A 5263-nucleotide genomic window follows, 5' to 3' on the forward strand; every position below is an offset into this window, starting at 1 on the left:
GCTTCCTTTGTACTCACCCTCTCGGGCTTTCCTCCGGGCGCTTCCCTTCGGTCTTGCGTTTCCGACTCTACCAGACCGTTTCCGGCTCCGATTTCCTCGGTGCTTTCCAGGTTCCCGCTTTCGCGTTTCCCTTTCCGGCAGTTCCGACTTTATCAGAAAGTCTGAGTCGAAATTCCCGCCCCTCCCGGGGTGGTCCGGACACGCAGTTGTGCCGGTTTCCCGTTCAGGTGGAGCCGTAAACGTACTGGAGCGGAGCGCCCCGATGCAAATCGAGGTGCCCCGCTCCGGATGTACGTGTATGAGGTGGCTCAGACCTCGACCACGACCGGCAGGATCATCGGCCGCCGGCGGTAGTTGTCCGAGACCCATTTTCCCAGCGTGCGGCGGATGAGCTGCTGCATCTGGCGGGGTTCGACGACGCCGTCCTGGGCCGACCTCTCCAGGACTTCGGTGACCTTCGGGAGGACGTCGCTGAAGGCGGAGTCCTCGATGCCCGAGCCTCGGGCCTGGATGTGCGGCCCTCCGGTGATCTTGCCCGTGCTGGTGTCCAGCACCACGAAGACCGAGATGATCCCCTCGTCGCCGAGGATCTTGCGGTCCTTGAGCGTGGGCTCGCCGACATCGCCGACCGAGAGGCCGTCCACGTACACGTACCCGGCCTGGACCTTGCCCGAGATTCTGGCTTTGCCCTCGATGAGGTCGACGACCACACCGTCCTCGGCGATCACGATACGGTCGTGAGGGACGCCGGTCAGGGCGCCCAGCTCGGCGTTGGCGCGCAGGTGGCGCCATTCTCCGTGCACCGGCATCAGGTTGCGCGGCTTGCAGATGTTGTAGAAGTACAGGAGCTCGCCGGCGGAGGCGTGGCCCGAGACGTGCACCTTGGCGTTGCCCTTGTGGACGACGTGGGCGCCCCAGCGGGTCAGACCGTTGATGACGCGGTAGACCGCGTTCTCGTTGCCGGGGATGAGCGACGACGCCAGGATCACGGTGTCGCCCTGGACGATGCGGATCTGGTGGTCCCTGTTGGCCATCCTCGACAGGGCCGCCATCGGCTCACCCTGGGAGCCGGTGCAGACGAGGACGATCTCGTGTTCCGGGAGGTCGTCCAGGGTCTTGACGTCCACCACCAGGCCCGGCGGGACCTTCAGATAGCCGAGGTCGCGCGCGATGCCCATGTTGCGGACCATCGAGCGTCCGACGAAGGCGACCCGGCGGCCGTACTCGTGGGCGGCGTCGAGGATCTGCTGGATGCGGTGCACATGGCTGGCAAAGCTGGCCACGATGATGCGCTTGCTGGCGCCCGCGAAGACCTGGCGCAGCACGTTCGAGATGTCGCGCTCGGGCGGGACGAAGCCCGGGACCTCGGCGTTCGTGGAGTCCGAGAGGAGGAGGTCGATGCCTTCCTCGCTCAGACGCGCGAAGGCGTGCAGGTCCGTGAGACGGCCGTCCAGCGGGAGCTGGTCCATCTTGAAGTCACCGGTGTGGACCACCATGCCCGCAGGGGTCCGGATGGCGACCGCGAGGGCGTCCGGGATGGAGTGGTTGACCGCCACGAACTCGCATTCGAAGGGGCCGATGCGTTCGCGGTGTCCCTCCGCGACCTCGAGTGTGTACGGGCGGATGCGGTGCTCCTGGAGCTTCGCCTCGATGAGAGCGAGGGTCAGCTTGGAGCCGATGAGCGGGATGTCCGGCTTCTCGCGCAGGAGAAAGGGCACGCCGCCGATGTGGTCCTCGTGGCCGTGCGTGAGGACGATGCCCTCGATGTCGTCGAGGCGGTCCCTGATCGAACTGAAGTCCGGCAGGATCAGGTCGATGCCGGGCTGCTCCTCCTCCGGGAAGAGCACGCCGCAGTCGACGATCAGAAGGCGGCCGTCGTACTCGAAGACCGTCATGTTTCGGCCGATTTCACCGAGGCCACCGAGCGGGGTGACCCTGAGGCCCCCCTGGGGAAGCTTCGGCGGCAGACGGAGTTCCGGATGCGGATGGCTCAAAAGACTCTCCTCACCACTCGCGCCACGTACCTGGCAGGGCACGTGGCGCGCATGACGTTCGTGCAGTAGCTGTTGTCTGGTGGAGCAGGCACTCGGCCTGCGTGTCGTACGTATTCAGTTGTGAAGTCTGTGGTTAGAGCTGTACCCCGCCGGCAGCGAGATCGATCTTGAGCTGCGCGGTCTCCTCGGGCGACAGGCCGACCATGGGCAGGCGCAGCGGCCCGGCAGGCAGTCCCTGCAGGGTGAGCGCGGCCTTGCTCGTCATGACGCCCTGGGTCCGGAACATGCCGGTGAAGACGGGGAGCAGCTTCTGGTGGATCTCGGTGGCCTTCTGGACGTCGCCGCTCGCGTACGCGTCGATCATGGTCCGGAGCTCGGGGGTGACCACGTGGCCGACCACGGAGACGAAGCCGACGGCGCCCACGGAGAGCAGCGGCAGGTTCAGCATGTCGTCGCCCGAGTACCAGGCGAGGTCGGAGCTTGCGATGGCCCAGCTGGCGCGGCCGAGGTCACCCTTGGCGTCCTTGTTGGCGACGATACGTGGATGTTCGGCGAGACGCACCAGCGTCTCCGTGTTGATCGGGACACCGCTGCGGCCGGGGATGTCGTAGAGCATCACCGGCAGGTCGGTGGCATCTGCGATCGTCGTGAAGTGCTGGTACAGGCCCTCCTGCGAGGGCTTGTTGTAGTACGGCGTCACGGTGAGCAGGCCGTGCGCGCCGGTCTTCTCGGCGGCCCGGGCCAGCTCGATGCTGTGCCGCGTGTCGTTCGTGCCGACGCCGGCGACGACATGGGCCCGGTCGCCGACGGCCTCCAGTACGGCTCGTACGAGATCCGCTTTCTCCGCGTTGCTGGTGGTCGGGGACTCGCCCGTGGTGCCGTTGACGATCAGGCCGTCGTTGCCTGCGTCCACCAGGTGGGTGGCGAGCCGCTGCGCGCCGTCGAGATCGAGTGCGCCGTCCGCCGCGAAGGGCGTGACCATGGCAGTGAGGACCCGCCCGAAGGGGGTCTGCGGAGTGGAGGTCGGAGCCATGGGTAACACGCTACTCGCTGCTCAACGTGCGGTCTGCCCTCGGGGAAACCGACAAGTCATGACAAAGGTGGAACCCGGCACTGCCCGCTCGGGGGTTCAAGCAGTGCCGGGTCCGTTTGATCAGGCTAAGTGAACTTCTCGAAATGCCGCAATACGGACACTTCCCTCGGTCGACCCGTACAGATGTACCCGGCGGACCGGTCGACCGAGCGGTTGAGGAGCACTACCACTAGGGCGCGACGCGCCCGTTGGTGTTGAAGGCGGCGTACGTGAGGGGCATGAGCCGGGCCCACTCCGCCTCCATCTTCTCGCCGACCATCTCGATCTCCCGCTGCGGGAAGGACGGGACCCTGGCCAGCTCGTGCTGGGTGCGCAGTCCGAGGAAGTGCATCAACGAGCGGGCGTTGCACGTCGCGTACATCGACGAGAAAAGGCCCACCGGGAGGACCGAGCGGGCGACCTCACGGGCCACTCCGGCGGCGAGCATCTCCTGGTACGCCTCGTACGCATGCCGGTACGAGTCCTCCATGACGCGGCCCGTGAGCTCCTGCTGGGCCTGGGTGCCCTCCACGAAGACGTACTTGCCGGGCCGGCCCTCCTGGACCAGCTTGCGGGACTCGCCCGGGACGTAGAAGACCGGCTCGAGCTCCCTGTACCGGCCCGATTCCTCGTTGTACGACCAGCCCACCCGGTGGCGCATGAACTCGCGGAAGACGAGGATCGGGGCGCTGATGAAGAACGTCATCGAGTTGTGCTCGAAGGGGCTGCCGTGCCGATCCCGCATCAGGAAGTTGATCAGGCCCTTTGAGCGCTCCGGGTCCTTCTGCAACTCGTCCAGGGACTGCTCGCCGAGCGTGGAGACGCGGGCGGCGAACAGCACGTCGGAGTCGGAAGCGGTGTGCTTGACCAGTTCGACGGTGACATCGCTGCGGAAGCTGGGCTTGAGGTCGTCGGCGGGGGTGTCGGTCACGGCTTGGAGGGTCCTTCCCATCACTGGCTCGGGCGGCGACCACTCTACGGCCCGGCACTGACAACGGGGCGTTCGGTGCCGTGGGGCGACATTCATTGGCGAACTTCTGCGAAGTTGGTGAAACAGGGCACCATTTGGGGCACTCGCTCGTCTGTATTGGTGACAGCGATTCGTTCGAGTCGCCTGCTCCGTCAGATCCCCCCCGAGTCTCCAGAGGAGAAGCGCACTCCATGTTCCGTCGGCGCGAGCCCGTACCGTTCGCCTTCATCGCCGAAGCCGGCAAGTTCCGCAGCAATGTCACTCCCCCACCGCGTCAGCGTGCCTCCGTCGGAGAGGTGGCCGGCCGATGGCTCGTAGGCCTCACCGTGGTCGCCGGCCTCGTGGGCTCCCTGCTCGTCGGACTGCCCGCCGTTTCGGCTGACATCTCACCCGCGGACACGCAGCAGTCCGACGCGTCCCAGGGCCGCTGACCCTCCCCCACGGGCCCCATGGCGTGGCAGCACCCCCATGGCCCCCCGCGGGTGGTGGGCGAAGATCGGGCTAGGTAGCCTCACCGGACGTAGTCCATGCGTGGATTTAGTGAGGATCAGTCGTGCCCCTGCCCTTTCTGACCGCCGACCGCGCTTTCGACGAGGCGGGCGAGGATCTCGCGCTGCCGTTCGACGACCGCGACCAGTGGCGGCGCCCCTACCGTCCCGGCCCATGGCGGGTCGGCGCGGCCGCGCTTCTGCTGCTGCTCGCGTCGTACGTCCTGTTCGCGTCGGTCATCATCGTGGCGGCCGGTAACGCGTCGGGAGGCGCGGTGTGTCTGGCACTCTCCGGCGTGGTCATCGCGTGTGCCCTGCGTCTGCTGCGTATGGGCGCGTGGGTGAGCGCGTCCGGACTGCGCCGGGTGCGCTTCCTCACCACGAGTACGACACCGTGGGCGCAGGTCTCGGTGGTGCGGACCGTGCAGCAGCCGGTGCGCTGGCTCGGGCTGCCGCGGACGGTGCAGGGGCAGGCGCTCGTGCTCGTTCGTGGCGGCCGTCCCGGTGACGAACCGACGCCTCTGCTGACCACGCACAACGCGGACTTCATGAGCCGCCCCGAGGCCTTCGACCGGGCCGCGGACGGCGTCGAGGTGTGGGCGGACGAGTACCGGCAGCACGCCTGAGTGGCGATACGGCGAAGGGGCCCCTCCACCGCGGTGGAGGGGCCCCGAGACGTCAGCGCCACCCACCGGGGGAACGCCTTCACCCACAACGTGTTGCGGTATGTCCTCGGCGC

5 protein-coding genes are annotated in these 5263 nt (G+C 67.2%); 2 read left to right on the top strand and 3 right to left on the bottom strand.

What is annotated here, in order from left to right:
- Positions 1-308: 308 nt before the first annotated feature.
- The 3 genes from AB0D14_RS44580 to thyX form a co-directional block, all read right to left on the bottom strand.
- Positions 309-1994 (bottom strand): ribonuclease J, encoded by a 1686-nt coding sequence (locus AB0D14_RS44580; protein ID WP_362791166.1) that lies wholly within the window; start codon positions 1992-1994, stop codon positions 309-311.
- A 133-nt stretch (positions 1995-2127) separates the two neighbouring features.
- Positions 2128-3027 carry a 4-hydroxy-tetrahydrodipicolinate synthase gene (gene dapA, locus AB0D14_RS44585; protein WP_362791169.1) on the bottom strand — a complete coding sequence of 300 codons (900 nt, stop codon included), beginning with the start codon at positions 3025-3027 and terminating at the stop codon, positions 2128-2130.
- 229 nt (positions 3028-3256) lie between these two features.
- On the bottom strand, positions 3257-3997 hold the full coding sequence (thyX, locus tag AB0D14_RS44590; RefSeq protein ID WP_362791172.1) for an FAD-dependent thymidylate synthase: 741 nt from the start codon (positions 3995-3997) through the stop codon (positions 3257-3259).
- Between the two features lie 230 nt (positions 3998-4227).
- Between thyX and AB0D14_RS44595 the strand changes: the two genes are divergently transcribed.
- Positions 4228-4467, top strand: a complete 240-nt coding sequence (locus AB0D14_RS44595) for a hypothetical protein (RefSeq protein ID WP_362791175.1) — start codon at positions 4228-4230, stop codon at positions 4465-4467.
- 122 nt (positions 4468-4589) lie between these two features.
- The gene (locus tag AB0D14_RS44600; protein ID WP_362791178.1) at positions 4590-5150 is read left to right on the top strand and encodes a hypothetical protein; all 561 of its coding nucleotides are present in this window, start codon (positions 4590-4592) and stop codon (positions 5148-5150) included.
- The last annotated feature ends 113 nt before the right edge of the window (positions 5151-5263 follow it).

The sequence above is a fragment of the Streptomyces sp. NPDC048484 genome, from assembly GCF_040651415.1.
Lineage (GTDB): Bacteria > Actinomycetota > Actinomycetes > Streptomycetales > Streptomycetaceae > Streptomyces.

What these genes read in the sequence shown, in the direction of transcription:
- dapA (WP_362791169.1), bottom strand. Translation starts at nt 3,027, where the DNA reads ATGGCTCCGACCTCCACTCCGCAGACCCCCTTCGGGCGGGTCCTCACT.
- AB0D14_RS44595 (WP_362791175.1), top strand. Translation starts at nt 4,228, where the DNA reads ATGTTCCGTCGGCGCGAGCCCGTACCGTTCGCCTTCATCGCCGAAGCC.